Raw genomic sequence first — 16974 nt, 5'->3', positions numbered from 1 at the left:
TCTCACCTTTGCTTTCTGCCGACGGTAAAAAATAAAATCGGCCCGATAATATTGATACATACAATAATTGCAGCCCACATCCACTTTGGCCCGTTTGTCCGCTCTTCCTTTATACAGCTGATGAGAGCGAACACCGCCAGCACAAGCTGCAATACAATTAGCGGCAAAATCATTTCCCAAGAAATATTCATTGCTTGATCCCCCTTTTCTTCCGGTCCGGCCTAATAACAAAAAAGTAATAGCAAACCAGAGGCATCGGTGCTGTGATTAGTCCGACAATCCCCCAAACCCATGCCATGCGATTTCGTTTTTTCGCATCAATAAATAAAAAGATTCCCTGCGCCAATACGATGAGATAAGCCGCAGCCGTTATGATCATTTCTGTTTGTGTCATCGGCGCTCCACCTCGCATTCCCCGAGCTGTCTTTTTTTCTCGGTCACAATCAAAATCGGCAGCACCGCAAACACACAAACCTGAATTACGATAAATACAGCGGGAGCTTGAGTGAATGTCAGGATTGCCGCACTCACAACCATCAGCGCGCAGAATACAAATAAGATGATCTCTTTCAGCAGTTTTTTTCTGCGTTCAGCTTTCATTTGTAATAGCTGGTAAAGCAGTTCTTTTTGATCTGGTATAGAGGGATTGGCTGTTTGATCAATTTTCTGCAATTCTGATTTTAAATGAATAGAAAGCTTTTCTTTATTCATCGTCCCACTCCTTTCTGATTTGCTGGAGCCCTTTATGGACTCTAGACTTTACCGTGCCTTCTCTGATCTGCAGCATCAGCCCGATTTCTGCATAGGTATAGCCGTAGTAATGCCTTAATAAAACTGGCGTGCGCAGTTTAGGGTCCAGCTTTGAAAACAGATCAAGCGCTTCGCTCCATTCTTCCCCTTTCGCTGACACGTCCCACTTGATCTTGCGGATTGCTTCCTCCGTAACCGCCTGATTCCGTTTCCATTCTCTCTTTCTCTTTTTCTGGTGATCGAGATAGAGCCTCGAAGCAATAGAAATCAGCCACGTGGAGAATTTGGAACGGCCTTGGAAGCTTCTTAAATGAATGTATCCTTTGAGAAAGGTTTCCTGAACAAGTTCCTCGCTGAGATCAGGGTGAAGAGAGAGCTTCAACAAATATTTATATAAAAAAGAATAATGATAGTGGAAAAGGGCTGTAAACGCCTCGTCGTCTCCCTCTTTTGCCTGTTGAATCAGCTGGTGTTCTTCATGTGTATCCAATAGCCGCGATCCCCCCTTTTTTGTTTTTCTGCCTTATGAGACGACACCGGATTCAAAAGCGTTCATTTTTTTTATAATTCTTTTGATCTATTGACTTCACTGGCTTCTCATCGGTTTTCGTGAACATCTAAATTTGTAAAGCGAGGTACAGTCTGTTAAGCTATGTTTTTATGTCAATTTCAAAATTTCATTATATATGGAGGACGATGCATTGAAAGTAGAAAGGCGAACGATTGAATATATTCCGAATGAAGAAAGACATGGTAAAGCGAAAGATTTATTTCCCGTATGGTTCGGGGCTAATATGCATATCACCACGTTAGTGACTGGCACGATTCCCGTTGCAATGGGACTTAATCTGTTTTGGAGTGTTGCCGCTATTATTTGCGGAACCTTAATCGGTGCCATATTTATGGCGTCTCATTCCGCGCAAGGCCCTCAGCTTGGCATCCCGCAAATGATTCAAAGCCGTGCCCAATTCGGCGTAATTGGAGCGATTCTTCCCCTCTTCTTAGTTATGTTTATCTACCTTGGTTTCTTCGCAAGCAGCACGATTCTGGCGGCTGGAACCTTAAGCAGCTTTGTTCCCATCCCGGGATCATGGAGCATTATAGGCTTAAGCGCCGTATGTTTTTTACTCACCATTTTCGGCCATGATTTGATTCACAAAATGCAAAAAATCCTTTCTTGGACCTCTTTTGCTGTATTTTTTGCTGCAACGATACTCATTTTCCAATTGCCGATTCCGGCAGGCAGCTGGATTCCCGGAGTGGTTGATCTGCCAATTTTCTTGGTGGCGGTCAGCGCAGTCGCGACGTGGCAGCTTGCATACGCACCGTATGTTGCCGATTATTCTAGATATCTGCCAGTTAAAACACCGGCTTCTCAAACATTTTGGTACAGCTATGCAGGTACATCTGTCAGCTCCATCTGGATGATGCTGCTCGGCGCTTTGCTGACGACAGCACTGCCTGACTTTACGGCAAACTCAGGCAGCCAGATTGTCCAATTGTTTGGCCCTTTCTCGTTTATTATGCTAATCATTGTGTTATTTGGGCAAATGGCGATCAATGTCTTTAACCTGTATGGAGCTTTCATGTCTACAACAACAACGCTTGAGCCGTTTCTGAAGTTAAAAGTCACGCCCAAAGTCAGAATCATCATGATCCTCGGCGTCACGCTTGTCGGCACAGTCTTAAGCCTTCTCGGGCAAAGCAATTTTATGGAGCTGTTTTTGAATTTTATCTTTTTCATCAGTTATTTCTTAATACCTTGGACGGCAATCAATTTAGTCGATTACTACTTCGTCCGCCACGGAAACTATCAAGTCAAAGCCATGTTTGATGTGAACGGGCCGTATGGAAAAGTCAATTGGATTACCACGATTGCGTTCGTCCTGTCCATCTTGCTTGAAATCCCGTTTATCAATACGTCCTTTTACATTGGACCGCTTGCCAAAATGTTTGGAGGCGGAGATATCGCATGGATTGTCGGCTTGGCCGTGCCTTCTGTTCTTTATTATGTATTGATGAAACCGCGTCTGAAAAAACGGAGTTATCAAGAAAAGCTGTCTTCTCTATGAAGACAGCTTTTTATCATTCAAATCGCTTCCACACACGAGGCAGCACATCAGAAAGCTCGTGAGCGAGCAGCGTATGAGCGGAGTGCTCGTCCGTCCAGAGCTCGGCGCACGCACCGTGCAGATAGACTGCGTTTAATATGGCATGCTTCGGGTCTTCGTGGCAGCAAAGCATGCCCAATATCATGCCCGTCAGCGTGTCACCGGTTCCGCCTTTGGCGAGTGCCCCGTTTCCGGTTGGGTTGCGCCAGCAGTCACCATCGGGAAATGCGATAACGGTTTGATTCCCTTTTAACACAATGACAGCCTGCAGCTGAGCCGCCCATTCCTTTGCATATTCCGCTCTTTTGTTTTGCAATTCCTTCACCGGTACCCCTGTCATGCGGGAAAACTCGCCCGGGTGCGGCGTGAGGATGACGGGCGCCTCCCGTTTCGGATATGTACGCTTCGCCAGCGCTCCGGCATCCAAAATAACGGGGCAATCCGCCGCAAGCACATGATCAACTGCCTGCTGAACACTTTCGGTTTGCGGAAGCCCCGGTCCGATGGCAATGGCCCGGTACGTCTCTTCAAGCTGAGCGTCAGCCGCTTTTTGCCAGCCGTCACGCCAATAGGTCGCCTCCGGCAGAACAGGAACAATCAGCGGGATCACGCTTTCAGACGTACCGATGACAAGCTTTCCGAGCCCGCTCCGCATGGCCCCAAGCCCCGCAAGAAGCGCTGCGCCCGGCATGTCGTCGCTTCCCGCCAGCAGCAATGCAGTACCGTACGTGCCTTTATGGCTTTCCGTCTCTCTTTCAGGGAGCGAGGCCCTCACATGCTCCTCCGTCCAAATTGGAATATTCATCTCTATCCCTCCTCTGCTTTCTCTTCCTATTTTTCCTGCACCTTTTCTATTTCAAACAAAAAAAGACAGCCTTAGGGGCTGTCTTCTATTTTACAGGAACGTCAAGATGATACAGTCGGCGATATCGTTCGTTTGCCGCCAGCAGTTCTTCATGCGTTCCTTCCATTTCTGTTTTGCCATTTTCGAGAAACACGATTTTATCGGCCGCTTCCACTCCCGCAAGGTGGTGCGTAATCCATAGAATCGTTTTTCCTTTCAGCACCTCAAACACCGTTTCCATCAATTCACGCTCAGTGATGGGATCGAGGCCGACTGTCGGCTCATCAAGGATGATGATCGGCGTATCCTGCAGCAAAATCCGCGCAAGTGCGATCCGCTGGCGCTCTCCTCCGGAAAACCTAATCCCCGTTTCCTGAACAGAAGTGTGATATCCGTCAGGCAGTGACTCAATGTAGTCATGCAGCTTTACCTGTTTTGCGGCGCGGCGCACATCCTCGTCACTTGCTTCTCCGTTTCCAAGCCTGATGTTGTTCAGAATGCTTGTATCGAACAGGTGCGGTTTTTGGTTTAACACGGCCACCGCATCAGCAATCTGATCCTTTAACAGCGATGTCTCCACACCGTTTAACGTCACAGATCCTGAGCCCGGTTTCAAAGCGCCCTCGATTAATGCGAGCGATGTAGATTTCCCGGACCCGCTCCGGCCGAGCAGCGCCATCTTTTCTCCTTGGCGCAACGTAAAGGAAAAGTTGTGCAGCACTTGGCTGCTGTTGTCATAAGAAAACGCCACATCACGAAATGACAGTGTGACATCATGGAGATCGAGCGTTTCAGCCGCTGATTCTGTTTGTGACGCCTCCGGTTGAGGAGCCACCTTGTTCATGCGTCTGATGGAATCCTGATAGCCAGGCACTTCGCCCAAAGCATCTGAAAGCGGCAGAAAGGCTTCCGTCAGCGGGAACACCACAAGGACAAAAGCCGCAATCATCGTTTTGGCGAGTTCGCCGTCTGCATGCTGCCCCGCCGTCCAAAACAGCATCAGCAAAATTAGGCCGGCGACAAGGCATTGCGCAGCAAAGTCCCGCCATCTTGTAAAGCGTTGTTTTTTCCGTTCAAGCTCAAACCAATCATGTTCCTCTTTTTCATAGGCATCAATAAACGCATGCCGGCGTCCGCTGAACATCCAGTCGCTGACACCCATCACAGCATCTGTCAGACGGCTGTACAGCACATTCCGTCCGCTTTTCAGCTTCGCATTCTTCGCTCTCGTCACGAGCAAAGACACAACCGGAAACAATACAACAAGAACAAACAAATAAAGCGCAAGCAATATGGCAAACGGCCAAGAGAAGAAGCCGAGCGCAATCACTGAAACAGCATACAGGAGCAAGGCCGAGATGGCAGGAAAAATTGTTTTTAAGAAGGCATCCTGCAAATGCTCAATATCCTCAGACAAAATGCCGAGCATATCCCCCGTGCGAAAACGGGAACGCAGCAGCAAGGCACCCGGCTCAAGCATGTTGTAGAGGCGGACGCGCATGTCGGACACGATTTTCAAAATGATGTGATGGCCTACGAGGCGTTCCACATACCGTGACACAGACCGTGCAATCCCAAAGGTGCGCACAGCGACAATCGGCACATAAATAAGCAGGATGTTTTCCGGTCTTGTCGCCGCCTTAGAGATCAAAAAACCTGAGGTGAACATGAGAAAAGCAGCAGAAAAAATTGTCACCGCGCCCAAAAAGATAACCAGAACGAACAGGCGGGCATTTTGCTTGATATACGGCAGAATCCATTCTTCTTTCTTCATGCTCTTTCCCCCAGTTGTGCCTCCACGAGTTTGGTGTACACACCGTTTTTCTCCAGCAATTCATCGTGAGTCCCGATTTCCGCAATCCTGCCCCCGTCCAGCACGATAATTTCATCCATATCGAGCATCCAGTGAAGGCGGTGAGTCGCGAGAAAGACGAGCTTATCCTCAAATAAATCCAACATCGTTTCTTTTATTTCATATTCTGTTTCGATATCTAGATGGGCGGTCGGCTCATCCAGCAGCAGGATCGGGCGGTTTCCCAAGAAGGCGCGGGCCAACGCGACACGCTGGGCTTGGCCGCCGCTGAGCGCCCGGCCGCCTTCCCCGATCCGTCCCTCTAATCCGTCCGGAAGGTTGTCCACCAGCTCCGCCAGTCCCGCCGCGGCAGCTGCGCGGGCAGTATCCTCAGCCGAAGCGCTTGGATGATAGAAGCGAATGTTGTTCGCCAGTGTATCATCAAAAATGTACGGATGCTGCGGGATATAAAGGAGGTTTTTCTGCCAGCTGCCGTCCTGCAAGTGGGACCGTTCTGAACCATTGACCTCTATCGTACCGCCATTCGGCTCCAAAAAACCGCCGAGGATATCAATTAAAGTTGATTTTCCCGCACCGCTTGCACCAATGATGCCGATTTTTTTCTTGCCTTTGAATGACAGATCAATATCGGACACCGACCGGCCGACTGACACACCTGACAGCTTCAGCTCATCCTGATCGGACCAAGCCTCAAGCTGAAGCGGCGCCTCTTCTTTAAAACCAGGCTGCGACAAAATCTCTTGAATGGTTTTGCCTGCTTCCTGTCCGTTCAGCGTTGCATGATAATCATTCCCCACTTCCCGCACCGGCAGAAAATATTCAGGTGCGAGAATAAGCGCCGTTAAAGCCGGGCCAAGCAAAATATCGCCGTCAATGAGGCGCAGGCCCAGAAACACTGCGACTGTCGCCACCGACAGCATCGTGAAAAAATCAAGGGCGAATGAAGATAAAAATGCCACCCGAAGCGTGCTCATCGTTGCTTTCCGATACCGCTCACTAACATAGAAAATATTTTTGCTGTGCGACTTGCTCAAACCTAGGAAACGCAATGTCTCCAGCCCGCGAAGAGAATCAACAAAATGATTGGAAAGTCTCTGATAGGATTTCCACTGACGATCCGCTTTTCTCTGTGCGACAAGGCCGAGGAGAACCATAAAGATGATCAGAATCGGCATAGCAGCAACTAAAATGACGGCTGATGTGCGATCCTGAAAAAACACATAAATGACAACCGCCGCAGGCACAATCGCCATACTGACCATTTTCGGCAGAAACAGCTCAAGGTAGCGGCGGAACTGGCTGATGCCTTCCATCGCTAGGGTCACCATTTGCCCCGTCCCCTCTTTCTTTGCAAAGCGGGGGCCTAATCGGAACAGCTGATCAAGAAAACTTTTTCTAAAATCTGCCCCTGTCCGGGCGGCATATTGATAGACGATTTTCTGGCGCGCCACCGTCACCCCGTGCCGGGCGACAAAAGCGATAAGGAAAAAGCCGATCACCGGAAACAGGGAGGCAATGCTCTTCCCGTTGAACAGTCCGGTTACGGCTTCACTCAGCCACTCTGCCTGCATAATAATAGCGGCTGTCTGAATCAGCGTTAAACAAGTAATCACGGTGAGAATCCGCTTCATTCCTTTATATCGAAACAGGTCTTTTCCCATTAATAAGTCATAGGCTCCTTATGGCTGACGCGCTTCCGGAAGACATAATAGCTCCAGATCTGACTGCCGATGACAAACGGCAATAGCGTTAATGCTGCAATTGACATGACTTTAAGCGAATAATCACCGGAAGAAGCGTTAGCTACTGTTAAATCGTACGCGCTTTGAAGCGAGCTGACCATCACCCGAGGGAATAATGAAATAAAGATCATTCCTACAGTCAGCGCCAGCCCCGCGCCTGTCATCCCAAATGTCCAGCCGTCTTTTTTCTTACGGATAAATACAGCCGCGAGCATAAAGCAGATGACAATCAAAACAACGAGCGGAATGGTAATCTCGCCGCGGCGAGTAAACATGTCTGTCTGATAGGCAGAAAGGGCCGCGAAGGCAAGAACCGCTACAAAAACAACACCCATTATCTTTTGCGCCATTTTCCGGGCGCGATTTTGCAAATCACCAATCGTACGCAGCGTGATAAACATTAATCCATGCTGGAAGCAAAGAAGTGTTACAGTCACACCGCCAAGTACAGAGTATACATTGATATAATCGGATAGATGTGCGTGAATGTTCATATCGGCATCAATCGGCATCCCGCGGAATAATGTCGTGAACAGCACACCAAGCACAAATGGAGGAATCAGACTGCCGAAGAAAACGACCCAGTCCCAAACCTTTACCCATTTTAAATGATCAACCTTGCCGCGAAACTCAAACGCAACCCCGCGGCCCATTAACGCAAGCAGCACAATGACAAACGGAATGTAATAACCGCTCAGCATCGTTGCATACCAGTTCGGAAACGCCGCGAAAATGGCGCCTGCACCAGTCAAAAGCCATACTTCATTCGCGTCCCAAAACGGCCCGATCGTGTTGATCAGCACTCTGCGTTCTAACTCATTATGGCCAAGAAAACGGGTCGCCATGCCGACCCCGAAATCAAAGCCTTCCAAAAAGAAAAATCCTACAAACAATACAGCAACGAGTATAAACCAAAGATCATGAAGAGATGCCATGGTATACCTCCTGACTAAATGGATCTGTTGTTACAGGAACATCGTGATGATCACTATGCTCCGCACCTTTTTTGATCTCACGGATGAACAAGAAGACAAGCAGTGCACCCAGAATCAAGTACATCACACCAAATGCGATGATTGAGAATAACAGGGAGCCCGCCGTTACGTTAGGCGACACGGATTGAGCAGTTGTCATCAAGCCCATGACCGTCCACGGCTGACGCCCGATTTCTGTCATAATCCAGCCCGCGGAGTTCGCAAGAAACGGGAAGGAAATCAATGCGATCATAATGCGCAAATACCATTTGCTGTTTTCAAGCTTTTTGCGCCGGTTTAACCAAAGGCCGCCTAACGCAGCAAGAATCATGACAACACCTGCGCCAACCATGATGCGGAAGCTCCAGAAAGTCGTTTTGACAGGCGGAATGTAGTCGCCTTTTCCGTATATTTTTTCGTACTCAGCCTGAAGTGTTTTCATCCCTTTGACACTTCCGCTGAATTTCTGATAAGCCAAGTAGCTCAATGCATAAGGAACTTTGATTTCGTTTGAGCTTTTTTCATTTTTTGTATCAATCGTAGCAAAAGCCGTCCAAGCAGCAGGGTCGCCGCTGTCTTCCCAAAGTCCTTCACTGGCAGCCATTTTCATCGGCTGTGATTCCATCAAGTGCTCAGCCTGCATGTGTCCGCTAAGGCCGACGCCAAGACCGGCACAAAGGCCGACGATCATTGCGAGTTTAAAAGATTGTTTAAAGAACGGCACTTCTTTTTTCTTCAATAGTTTAAAAGCACTCACTCCGGCAATAAAGAAAGCCCCGGTGGCAAGCGCACCAAAAATGACGTGCGGGAATTCAACCCAAAGCTGAGGATTTGTAATCAGCGCGGCAAAGTCGTTCATTTCCGCGCGGCCGTTTTTGATCGTAAAGCCGACCGGCTCCTGCATAAAGGAGTTCGCTGTTAAAATCCAGAAAGATGACATAATCGTTCCGAATGACACGAGCCAAATGCAGAGAGCGTGAATTTTTTTCGGCAGGCGGTCCCAGCCGAAAATCCATAATCCGATAAAGATAGATTCCATGAAAAACGCCAATAATGCTTCAATCGCAAGCGGAGCGCCAAATACATCTCCGACAAAACGGGAGTAATCAGACCAGTTCAGCCCAAACTGGAATTCTTGCAAAATTCCCGTTACAACACCGACTGCGAAATTTATTAAGAATAAGTGCCCCCAAAACTTTGCCATTTTGAGGTACAGCTCATTTTTCTTCACAAGATAAAGAGTCTCCATCAACGCAACCATAAACACAAGGCCGATAGACATCGGCACAAACAAGAAGTGAAACAACGTTGTTGATGCAAATTGTATACGGGCTAATACCAATTCACTCATGCTTTCTCCTCCATTTCCGGTTAAAACTGTTAATTTGCTCACTACTTCACAAATAGAACCGAGACTTTGATCAGTAATTCACAAAATAGACGAAAAAAATATTGTTCAATATTTCACAAATGTGTCAATAAGTCGTTCTATATGATGCTAGATTGCCAGACTGACCAAATGACACATTCTCTGACTGGTTCATATTAAGTACTTTACAACGATTCATTTTAAAAATAAAGCCTAAAATACCTAAAAAGCCCCACACTATGTGACGAATTATTGTCTATTTTGTCGCTGATTTATGACGGCCTCCTAGGATAAATGACCCTTTATTATCGTACATCAACACATCGTTCCTTGCGAATAAAATGCTTGTCCGGCACCAACACCCGTTTCTCGGCACTCCGTCATAGACCGTTTTTAGTCAGAATGCCTCTTTCCATTTGAACCGGGAAAATTCGAAAATTCGAATAGTAAATTTTTAATATATTAATAATTTCAATTTTTTAGTATACTTAACGTAGTGAACAATTTCACTGCATCAAGAATAGGGGGAGGTTTTTCAATGGGAGAGCTTCAAACACAAATGCAATTGCAAACGGATACAATTCACGAAGGGGTTCGAAAAGAGAATTGGTTTGCGAAAGCCATGAATATAAAAGTAGGCATCATACCGCTTCCTGTGTATGTCTTGCTGTTTATATTAATCACTGTTTTTGTTATGCATCACGATGTAAAAAGTGACATCTTGACATCCATTGCCGTCATGGCGTTTTTCGGGTTCACCTTTGCCCAAATCGGCAAATCGGTACCGATTGTTCGTTCTATCGGCGGCCCGGCCATCCTAGCTACTTTTATTCCGTCTGCTGTCGTCTACTATCACCTGCTGCCTAATGATATCGTCAAATCCACCACAGAATTTACAGAAAACTCAAACTTTCTATACTTATTTATCGCTGGGATTGTCGTCGGAAGCATCCTAGGCATGAAAAGAGAAACACTCATAAAAGCATTCATGAAAATCTTTATTCCGCTTATTGCCGGTTCTGTCGCAGCCGCTATTGTCGGACTGGCTGTCGGCACTTTGCTCGGGCTCGGATTTCAGCATACATTGCTGTACATTGTCATCCCTATTATGGCAGGGGGAGTCGGAGAAGGCGCTATTCCGCTGTCCATCGGTTATTCTGACATCATGCCCATGTCTCAAGGGGAAGCGTTTGCACTTGTTCTGCCGTCTATCATGCTGGGCAGCCTGTGCGCGATCATTCTAGCGGGATTGCTGAACAGAATCGGAAAGAAAAAACCGGAATGGACAGGCAACGGCAAAGTGGACCGCTCTGAAGAGGAGTCCCCTGCGCTGGAGGAATCGCAAAGCGGACAGCAAATGTTCAACCTTTCCTTATTTGCTTCAGGCGGTATCCTTGCTGTTTCTTTATATTTAGTCGGCATGCTCGCTCACGACTTTTTTGGATTTCCGGCACCCGTTGCCATGCTGTTACTGGCCGTTCTGATTAAGCTGTTCAAATTGGCGCCTGCCTCAATTGAAAATGGCGCGTTTGGGGTGTCCCGCTTCTTTTCAACCGCTGTGACCTACCCGCTGCTCTTTGCGATCGGGGTGTCCATGACCCCGTGGGACAAGCTTATCGCTGCCTTTAACCTCAGCAATATCATTACGATCCTGTCTGTCGTTGTGACCATGATGGCCGTCGGCTTCTTCACTGGAAAGTGGCTGAACATGTATCCGATTGAGACCGCCATTATCAATGCGTGCCACTCAGGACAAGGCGGCACCGGAGACGTCGCCATTTTAAGCGCCGCAGAAAGGCTTGAGTTAATGCCATTCGCCCAGGTGTCTACCCGAATCGGGGGAGCGATTACAGTGTCCTTAACCTTATTGCTGCTTCACCAGTTTTATTGATACACCGCAAGCAAGTTCTTCGTAAAACGAAAGGGCTTGCTTTTTTGCATGTCCGTGTTTTTGCAAGTTCCCGCAACATGCTATAGTAATAGTTGGAAATACCAGATAGAAAGGACTCTAGCATGCCTATGGGAACAGATCTATTTCTCTTTATGATTCTCGGGCTGGGACTTTATTTTATATCAGCCCTGACAGCAAAACTCATTCCAATCATAGACTTCTGGATTGATATCGTTCTTTGGGTTGGCGCTGCTGTTTATATCTTCTCTCATCAATCATTTATGGACGGCATTGTCTCGATCGCGACAATGTTCTACTGCTACTGGACAGCAATGGATCTCACTGTCTCCGAACGTGCGGCAAAACCTTCGGGAGACTGGCAGGAAATCGAGCTTGCCAGAAACAAAACACGCCTCCTGTCAGACATCACGCTGACCGCCGTTGTGTTTGCGGGCGCCGTCATCTTTTTGATCTATGGACCTGACCCAAGCCCCCTCAAATATGTGATCCTTTTCGGCATGATCTCCGGCGGAGGGGCAATGGTGAAACGAATATTGAATGTTTTCAGCGTGAACGTTTTGTATTCAGCATCCTTAGAAAAATTGCACATCAGCTCACGTTATGAAACCCGTACATACCCACTTTCTGATTTGAAAGATATTCAGCTTGAATCAACGGCTGATCTCTTAAAGCTTCATCCGCTTCTGACGATGTATTCATCCCGTTTAGATCTGACAACAAGCTTTCAGCAAGTCATCAAACTGTCTCTTCCCGGTGAAACGCTGTTTCTGACGGTGAAGGAACCGCAAAGATGGAAAGCGATCCTCCGTGAATACACAGAATCGGAAAACAACGATGACACTGTGATTTCTGTTTTACCGTTTTATCATAGAAAAAATGTGAAGCGGCTGCTTGGGAAGCTATATTTTGCCGCCAGCGTAAAGGGCGTATCAGCTTACGCCTTATTGGTGCTCGCGTTATACGCATTACATGCCTCTCCATGGGCCATGGCCGTTGCCGTGATGCTGTACTGGATACTCAACATGTATCTGTCAGACCGTGTTTTGCGGGCGGCAATGGATGCCAAGCCTTGTCATCATCCGCATGTACAGGCAGCGGCCGACAAGGTTTTCCTCAAGGCCGGCATTTCCCATGTCCGCATATACGAAACGGAAAGTGATGATTACAACGGAATGGCAGTCGGCATGAATGTCGGAAGGTCGATGGTCATTCTGACAAGTGCCACACTAACCCTTCCGCTGCGTGTCATCGAAGGCATTCTGGCTCATGAGGCGATTCATATTAAAAAACGTGATGTTCTGTCATCACAGTTTTTACGTTTTCTATATCTTGGAGCCGTCGTTGGAGTCATCCTCTTATTTGAACAGCATATCGTCCATTCCGGGGCCCACAAAATTGTGCTTTGGGTCTTCATCATGGCGATCATCATCCTGTTTCAGCTCTATCAATCCTTTTGTTCACAATGGATGGAGGTGCGCGCTGACAACCTTGGCGCATCACTGCTGGAAGGCGGGTACAAACAAATGGCCGAAGCTTTGAGGATCTTGGCGGTTCGGCAGGATGAGGACATACAGAAACAAAGTGCCTACAGTTCCGAAGCAGATGAAGACGAGCTTCAAATTGACTCTCTCACCCGCGATAAAAGCTGGCTTTTCAGATTGATTGATTTTCAGTTCGCTCCTCATCCCCCTATGTATTGGCGTGTTAGCACTCTATTGTCAAACAAAGGACACGGGGTACTGAAACGCTGGCTCAGAGACCGTCTGAAAGAATCGATCTCTTTGAAGTGAAACCGATCTGCGTTTCACCCGTATAACAGATATGGTGAAAAAAGGGAGTGATCAGAAGTGATTGTGATCATCTTATTGGTTATAGCTATTATTGTTTTTCTTTCAGTCATTCAGCCACAGCCGTCGGAAAACAAAAGCCGCCAGCATGCGGACAGCGGTTTTTTCGGTTATTCAGATCATGGCTCGCACCATGATGGATGCGGCAGTGACGGAGGTTTCAGCGATTCCGGCTGTGGCGGAGGGGGCGGCGATTGAGCGCCGCCCTTTTTTATTTCATTGATTCGATGTACGCGCCAAAAGCCGAGCCTGACATGCCCGGGGACACGCGCACGCGATGGAGGGCGTACATTCCCTGGTCTCTCGATGCCGCGCCCAGTTCTGTCGTCACGCCCATTTGATAGCCCGTTTCTTTGGCAGCCTTCAGCGTCTCCTCATTGTAGCGTCCTACCGGATAGCTGATGATAGAGGTTTGCTGATGAAACATGCCGTCAAACAGCTTTTTCGAATCAGCCATCTCACTGTGCTGCTGTTCAGGCGTTAACCCGTTCAGCTCAAGGTGGTCAATCGTATGGCTTTCAATGGATATGCCATGCTTCGCCATTTCTTTCAATTGGTCCTCTGTCAGATGGTGTTTATGTCCGATCGATTTGCCGATCATAAAAATCGTCGCCTTCATCCCGTACTTTTTTAGCACTGGATACGCGTCTTGATAATTGTCGGTGTATCCGTCATCAAACGTAATCAGCACGCATTTCTCACTCGGCTTTTTATCCTGCGTCAGCATGAGATACGCCTCTTTCGGCGTTAATGTCTGATAGCCGTTTTCGTGCAGCCACTTCATATGCGCTTCGAATTCTTCCTTCGGGACACGGAGGCTGTTTCCAGAGGAAATGCTGTGGTACATCAAAATCGGCAGCTTTGCCGGTTTCTCTGTTTTGATCCATGCGGATGTATCGTTTTCTTTTTTCTGAACATGTACTGTCTTTTCTTCCGGTTTCTTTTGTTCGGCTTTCGGCATCTGCTGCTCCGCGTTCGCCTCTTTATCAGCGCAAGCCGCGAGAGCCAAGCAGCTTCCCAAAAGAAAAATGCTTAGGATAAAACGTTTCATCAGTTCCCTGCTTTCTGTCTATTTCTTCCTCCTTTTTCATCGGTTGATTTGTAGGTTTTTCAAGTACAAAAAAACCACTTCCAAAAGTTCACAAATAGTTTACATATATTTACAAGGGTAATTAATTATGTAAATCGAATAGTTTACTTGCAATAAAAAATGAATTAGGAGGAATTGATATGAAAATGAAGAAAACGATTGTTTCTTTACTTTCTGTTTCAGCTGTTGTTTTATCAATCGGAGGTCAAGCTTCTGCTAAAGAGGCAACTCAGAATTCTGTAATGGTTCCAGAAAGTCAAACTGCTCCTGCATCACTCGCTCCTATTGAGGCGAAATTAGCCGACTTTAACATACAGGTGGGTCATGCAAAACCACTACCAAGCCATTTATTGGGGTCAGGATTTTCATATCACAGTGACAACAAAGCTGTTTTTACTGTAGATGCTTATGGGATCGTAACAGGTCAAAGTGTTGGTCAGGGAAAACTTACTGTTTTTAAAAATGGTTCACTTTATGGACAATTAAGTGTTTCAGTTTATCGATAATGCGAACAAAAAGAGAGTGGATAAGCCACTCTCTTTTCAATACATTTAATAAAAATAACTTAAGAAAACTGATTCAAAACCAGCGAGGTTAACAGGCCAAGTGCAGCGATCAAACCTGTCATTGGACCGCTGTCGTCGTACGCCTCAGGCATCATCGTCGAAGCAACCATCGCAATGATCCCCCCGCCTGCAAATGCTGCAATCGCTGACATCACTTCTTCTGAAGCACCGTCGAGAAGGAAGTATCCTGACCATGATGCGAGAATTGATATCACGAGTACCGCAGCCCAAAGCAGTACAATTTTCGTTCTCGAATATCCGCTGTTTTTCATTCCTGCTGTACTGGACAGCCCTTCAGGTATGTTGCTGATAAAAATGGCGATCACCAAAAGGAAGCTGACCGATTGTTCTTCGAGAAGGCTTGCGCCAACCATAATCGATTCCGGAACAGCATCCATAATGGTGCCGATAAAAATGGCTATTCCTCCGCCGCCGGCAGCTGCTTGTCCCGATCTTTTTCTTTGCGACGCGCCTCTTTTGGAAACAGCATAATCAAAAACCGTAAACACGACAGCTCCCGCAATAAATCCGGCGCCTGTCGCTACAATTCCGCCTTCTGACACTGCATCCCCGAGAAGTTCGTAAGCAGCCGCGCCAATTAATACCCCTGTGCCAAAAGCCATAATATAGCCGATGATCTGTTTGCGAATCGAAAAAAACATGGACGCCAGCGCGCCCAGCAATACAGCAGAGCCTGAGATCCCGCCCCACATTGCCGCATGCCACATCTCTATCTCCCCTTCCTTACCAACCACTACCCGCTGCGTTTTTTTCTGTAAACCTTAAAAAGAACACAAAAAAACCGGACATGTCTCCATGTCCGGCTTTTGTGCTTAACGAATTCTCACTTCTGTCTCACTGTCAAAGAAATGGCCTTTATTCATATCAAACGCAACCGTCAGCTCATCACCTGATTGAATATCGAGACGGGCGTCGATCCGCGCAATAAAGTCTTGATTATCAATCTGCGAATAAATCATGATTTCAGAACCGAGCAGCTCTGCGACATTGATTTTCGCTTTAATCGAAGAATTCTTATATGACTCCACGACAATCAATTCATCATGAATATCCTCAGGACGGATGCCGAAGATGACCTCTTTGCCGATGTAGCCCTTTTCACGCAGCACCTTCATTTTTCCTTCCGGCACGGTTAATGCCGCAGAACCAATTTTGATGAGACCGTCCGTCAGCTTTCCTTTGAAAAAATTCATCGCCGGTGAGCCGATAAAACCGCCGACAAAGACGTTTTCAGGGAATTCGTATACGTCCTTCGGCGTCCCGATCTGCTGGATTTTTCCGTCTTTCATGACCACGATCCGTGTCGCCATCGTCAGCGCTTCTGTCTGGTCATGCGTCACGTAAATTGTTGTGGTTTGCAGTCTCTGGTGGAGCTTAATGATTTCCGCCCGCATTTGCACCCTCAGCTTCGCGTCTAGGTTTGACAAAGGCTCATCCATCAGGAACACCTTTGCATCCCGCACGATTGCCCGTCCAAGCGCGACCCGCTGTCTCTGCCCGCCTGACAGCGCTTTCGGTTTGCGGTGCAAATATTCCTCCAGCCCGAGAATTTTAGCGGCTTCCTCTACCCTTTTTTTGATTTCAGGCTTCGGCATTTTCCGAAGCTTCAGCCCGAATGCAATATTATCGTAGACAGTCATATGCGGATAGAGCGCGTAGTTTTGAAATACCATCGCGATATCCCTGTCCTTTGGCGCTACATCATTTACACGTTTTCCCTCAATATAAAAATCGCCTTTCGAAATTTCCTCAAGCCCTGCGACCATCCGCAGCGTCGTTGATTTCCCGCAGCCAGACGGGCCTACGAATACGATAAATTCCTTATCGTCAATATGAAGGTTAAAGTCATCAACAGCCGCTTCCTTCTGATCATAATATTTATAAATGTGCTCCATCCGCAATTCAGCCATGTAATTTCCCCCTTTGTCATTGTAA

17 protein-coding genes are annotated in these 16974 nt (G+C 47.2%); 5 read left to right on the top strand and 12 right to left on the bottom strand.

Going from position 1 to position 16974, the window contains the following annotated elements:
• Positions 1–2 precede the first annotated feature (2 nt).
• The 4 genes from yxlE to sigY are packed head-to-tail and all read right to left on the bottom strand — an operon-like array spanning position 3 to position 1240.
• Entirely contained in the window at positions 3–191 is a 189-nt protein-coding gene (yxlE, locus tag RAC86_RS06130; protein WP_003218770.1) for a sigma Y negative regulator YxlE, read from the bottom strand.
• Positions 188–394 (bottom strand): sigma Y negative regulator YxlD, encoded by a 207-nt coding sequence (gene yxlD, locus RAC86_RS06125; RefSeq protein ID WP_072565489.1) that lies wholly within the window; start codon positions 392–394, stop codon positions 188–190. The genes yxlE and yxlD overlap by 4 nt, the downstream gene beginning before the upstream one ends.
• Positions 391–711 carry a YxlC family protein gene (locus RAC86_RS06120; RefSeq protein WP_072565490.1) on the bottom strand — a complete coding sequence of 107 codons (321 nt, stop codon included), beginning with the start codon at positions 709–711 and terminating at the stop codon, positions 391–393. Before RAC86_RS06120 ends, yxlD begins: the two co-directional genes overlap by 4 nt.
• Positions 704–1240, bottom strand: coding sequence for an RNA polymerase sigma factor SigY (gene sigY / locus RAC86_RS06115; RefSeq protein ID WP_072565491.1), 537 nt, complete (start codon positions 1238–1240; stop codon positions 704–706). Before sigY ends, RAC86_RS06120 begins: the two co-directional genes overlap by 8 nt.
• 211 nt (positions 1241–1451) lie before the next feature.
• Between sigY and RAC86_RS06110 the strand changes: the two genes are divergently transcribed.
• The gene (locus RAC86_RS06110) at positions 1452–2822 is read left to right on the top strand and encodes a cytosine permease (RefSeq protein ID WP_072565492.1); all 1371 of its coding nucleotides are present in this window, start codon (positions 1452–1454) and stop codon (positions 2820–2822) included.
• A gap of 13 nt (positions 2823–2835) precedes the next feature.
• On the opposite strand, the gene RAC86_RS06105 is transcribed toward RAC86_RS06110, so the two are convergent.
• The 5 genes from RAC86_RS06105 to cydA all read right to left on the bottom strand — a co-directional run bounded on the left by RAC86_RS06105 (position 2836) and on the right by cydA (position 9585).
• The gene (locus RAC86_RS06105) at positions 2836–3666 is read right to left on the bottom strand and encodes an NAD(P)H-hydrate dehydratase (RefSeq protein WP_072565493.1); all 831 of its coding nucleotides are present in this window, start codon (positions 3664–3666) and stop codon (positions 2836–2838) included.
• Between the two features lie 85 nt (positions 3667–3751).
• Positions 3752–5479 (bottom strand): thiol reductant ABC exporter subunit CydC, encoded by a 1728-nt coding sequence (gene cydC / locus RAC86_RS06100; RefSeq protein WP_072565494.1) that lies wholly within the window; start codon positions 5477–5479, stop codon positions 3752–3754.
• Positions 5476–7179, bottom strand: coding sequence for a thiol reductant ABC exporter subunit CydD (gene cydD, locus RAC86_RS06095; RefSeq protein WP_072565495.1), 1704 nt, complete (start codon positions 7177–7179; stop codon positions 5476–5478). The genes cydC and cydD overlap by 4 nt, the downstream gene beginning before the upstream one ends.
• Positions 7179–8195 (bottom strand): cytochrome d ubiquinol oxidase subunit II, encoded by a 1017-nt coding sequence (cydB, locus tag RAC86_RS06090; RefSeq protein WP_014115673.1) that lies wholly within the window; start codon positions 8193–8195, stop codon positions 7179–7181. The genes cydD and cydB overlap by 1 nt, the downstream gene beginning before the upstream one ends.
• The gene (gene cydA, locus RAC86_RS06085) at positions 8179–9585 is read right to left on the bottom strand and encodes a cytochrome ubiquinol oxidase subunit I (protein ID WP_014115674.1); all 1407 of its coding nucleotides are present in this window, start codon (positions 9583–9585) and stop codon (positions 8179–8181) included. Before cydA ends, cydB begins: the two co-directional genes overlap by 17 nt.
• A gap of 556 nt (positions 9586–10141) precedes the next feature.
• Between cydA and cimH the strand changes: the two genes are divergently transcribed.
• The 3 genes from cimH (at position 10142) to RAC86_RS06070 (ending at position 13560) form a co-directional block, all read left to right on the top strand.
• Complete coding sequence (cimH, locus tag RAC86_RS06080) at positions 10142–11494, top strand: citrate/malate transporter CimH (protein ID WP_014115675.1); 1353 nt, start codon at positions 10142–10144, stop codon at positions 11492–11494.
• Between the two features lie 122 nt (positions 11495–11616).
• Positions 11617–13305 carry a M56 family metallopeptidase gene (locus RAC86_RS06075; RefSeq protein WP_072565496.1) on the top strand — a complete coding sequence of 563 codons (1689 nt, stop codon included), beginning with the start codon at positions 11617–11619 and terminating at the stop codon, positions 13303–13305.
• Positions 13306–13362: 57 nt separating this feature from the next.
• Complete coding sequence (locus RAC86_RS06070; protein ID WP_072565497.1) at positions 13363–13560, top strand: hypothetical protein; 198 nt, start codon at positions 13363–13365, stop codon at positions 13558–13560.
• A 13-nt stretch (positions 13561–13573) separates the two neighbouring features.
• Here RAC86_RS06070 and RAC86_RS06065 read toward each other — a convergent pair whose 3' ends face one another.
• On the bottom strand, positions 13574–14413 hold the full coding sequence (locus RAC86_RS06065; protein ID WP_072565498.1) for a polysaccharide deacetylase family protein: 840 nt from the start codon (positions 14411–14413) through the stop codon (positions 13574–13576).
• Positions 14414–14592: 179 nt separating this feature from the next.
• Here RAC86_RS06065 and RAC86_RS06060 point away from each other — a divergent pair, with 179 nt between their 5' ends.
• Complete coding sequence (locus RAC86_RS06060; RefSeq protein ID WP_014115680.1) at positions 14593–14958, top strand: hypothetical protein; 366 nt, start codon at positions 14593–14595, stop codon at positions 14956–14958.
• A gap of 59 nt (positions 14959–15017) precedes the next feature.
• Here RAC86_RS06060 and RAC86_RS06055 read toward each other — a convergent pair whose 3' ends face one another.
• On the bottom strand, positions 15018–15746 hold the full coding sequence (locus RAC86_RS06055; RefSeq protein WP_072565499.1) for a ZIP family metal transporter: 729 nt from the start codon (positions 15744–15746) through the stop codon (positions 15018–15020).
• A 105-nt stretch (positions 15747–15851) separates the two neighbouring features.
• Positions 15852–16949 carry a maltodextrin ABC transporter ATP-binding protein MsmX gene (gene msmX, locus RAC86_RS06050; protein WP_014115682.1) on the bottom strand — a complete coding sequence of 366 codons (1098 nt, stop codon included), beginning with the start codon at positions 16947–16949 and terminating at the stop codon, positions 15852–15854.
• Between the last annotated feature and the right edge of the window lie 25 nt (positions 16950–16974).

Source organism: Bacillus sp. LR_5 (genome assembly GCF_042709275.1).
This window is presented reverse-complemented; position numbering and strand designations above follow the sequence as displayed.

Bases quoted from the DNA above. Each gene is read 5' to 3' on its own strand.
- msmX (WP_014115682.1), bottom strand. From the start codon at position 16,949: ATGGCTGAATTGCGGATGGAGCACATTTATAAATATTATGATCAGAAG.
- cydD (WP_072565495.1), bottom strand. From the start codon at position 7,179: ATGGGAAAAGACCTGTTTCGATATAAAGGAATGAAGCGGATTCTCACC.
- RAC86_RS06055 (WP_072565499.1), bottom strand. From the start codon at position 15,746: ATGTGGCATGCGGCAATGTGGGGCGGGATCTCAGGCTCTGCTGTATTG.
- cimH (WP_014115675.1), top strand. From the start codon at position 10,142: ATGGGAGAGCTTCAAACACAAATGCAATTGCAAACGGATACAATTCAC.
- RAC86_RS06105 (WP_072565493.1), bottom strand. From the start codon at position 3,666: ATGAATATTCCAATTTGGACGGAGGAGCATGTGAGGGCCTCGCTCCCT.
- cydB (WP_014115673.1), bottom strand. From the start codon at position 8,195: ATGGCATCTCTTCATGATCTTTGGTTTATACTCGTTGCTGTATTGTTT.
- yxlE (WP_003218770.1), bottom strand. From the start codon at position 191: ATGAATATTTCTTGGGAAATGATTTTGCCGCTAATTGTATTGCAGCTT.
- RAC86_RS06120 (WP_072565490.1), bottom strand. From the start codon at position 711: ATGAATAAAGAAAAGCTTTCTATTCATTTAAAATCAGAATTGCAGAAA.
- RAC86_RS06065 (WP_072565498.1), bottom strand. From the start codon at position 14,413: ATGAAACGTTTTATCCTAAGCATTTTTCTTTTGGGAAGCTGCTTGGCT.
- RAC86_RS06060 (WP_014115680.1), top strand. From the start codon at position 14,593: ATGAAAATGAAGAAAACGATTGTTTCTTTACTTTCTGTTTCAGCTGTT.
- yxlD (WP_072565489.1), bottom strand. From the start codon at position 394: ATGACACAAACAGAAATGATCATAACGGCTGCGGCTTATCTCATCGTA.
- cydC (WP_072565494.1), bottom strand. From the start codon at position 5,479: ATGAAGAAAGAAGAATGGATTCTGCCGTATATCAAGCAAAATGCCCGC.
- RAC86_RS06075 (WP_072565496.1), top strand. From the start codon at position 11,617: ATGCCTATGGGAACAGATCTATTTCTCTTTATGATTCTCGGGCTGGGA.
- cydA (WP_014115674.1), bottom strand. From the start codon at position 9,585: ATGAGTGAATTGGTATTAGCCCGTATACAATTTGCATCAACAACGTTG.